Source organism: Actibacterium sp. (genome assembly GCF_041584535.1).
GTDB lineage: Bacteria > Pseudomonadota > Alphaproteobacteria > Rhodobacterales > Rhodobacteraceae > Actibacterium_D.
In genome coordinates, this window is sequence record NZ_JBFHDW010000454.1 from 1 (window position 1) to 1,053 (window position 1,053).

Consider the following 1,053-nt stretch of genomic DNA (forward strand, 5'->3'; position numbering starts at 1 on the left):
GGCCGCCGGGGTCAGGTCGATGACCTGTTTGCCGTCGCGCTGAAGGATCTCGTTGTGATGCTTGTGCGCCCCGGCCGAGGTGGCGTCGAATACGATGCGAATATCCTTGTATTCCGGCAGCTTGAGCAGACCGTCAATCCCCTCGTGGGTGGTGGCAATGCCCAGACGCCTGGCGCGGGCCAGACCGTCGCTCTTCGCGTCGATCCCGACCATCGCCCCCATCTCCAGAACCTTGGACAACCGCATGACCTTGATCATCAGATCAGTCCCGATATTGCCCGAACCAATGATCGCACATTTGATTTTCGACATCTCTTATTCCTTCGCAAAGACGGCACGCACAGAACCAAGCCCGTTGATCCGTGCATCAAAAACATCGCCCGGCCGGGCTGCGACCATCGGGCCCAGCGCCCCGGACAGAACCACATCGCCCGGACCCAATGGACGGCCAGCGGCGGCCATAGTGCGGGCCAGCCACAGCGCGGCATTCAGCGGGCTGCCCATACAGGCGGCACCGGCACCGACCGAAACCGGTTCATTGTTGCGATACATGACCATGCCGCACATGCGCTGGTCGAAATCGCCGACACGCTTGGGCGATTGGCCCAGCACGTAAAGGCCGGACGAGGCATTGTCGGCCACGGTATCGGTGATGCGGATATCCCAGTTGGCAACGCGGCTGCCGACGATTTCAATCGCGGGCAGGACATAGCCGATCGAGGCCAGCAGATCGACCATAGTGATATGGCCCCCGGTCAGCGGCGCGGCGATGACATAGGCGATCTCGGCTTCGACCTTGGGCTGCTGGATGCGGGTCAACGAGACCTCTTCGCCGTCCATCACCTCCATATCGGCAAACAGCATGCCATAGTCGGGCTGATCGACGCCCAGCTGGGTCTGCACCGCCTTCGAGGTCAGGCCGATCTTGCGGCCCGACAAGACACGTTCTTCGTTGCCCAGCCAGCGTTTGGTGTTGATTTCCTGCACCTGATAGGCGGCGGCGACGTCGCCCTCGTCCAGCAGATCGCGGATCGGCGCGCCCGGAGTGCCGGA

Annotated in this window: 2 protein-coding genes; both read right to left on the reverse strand. The window is 62.4% G+C overall.

Annotated features, from left to right (window positions below):
• Positions 1-312 (reverse strand): Gfo/Idh/MocA family oxidoreductase (locus ABYW26_RS14710; RefSeq protein WP_372605667.1); only part of this gene is annotated, 312 nt, incomplete at its 3' end.
• A 3-nt stretch (positions 313-315) separates the two neighbouring features.
• The coding region (locus ABYW26_RS14715) for a 2-keto-4-pentenoate hydratase (RefSeq protein ID WP_372605668.1) at positions 316-1,053 on the reverse strand (738 nt) is incomplete at its 5' end.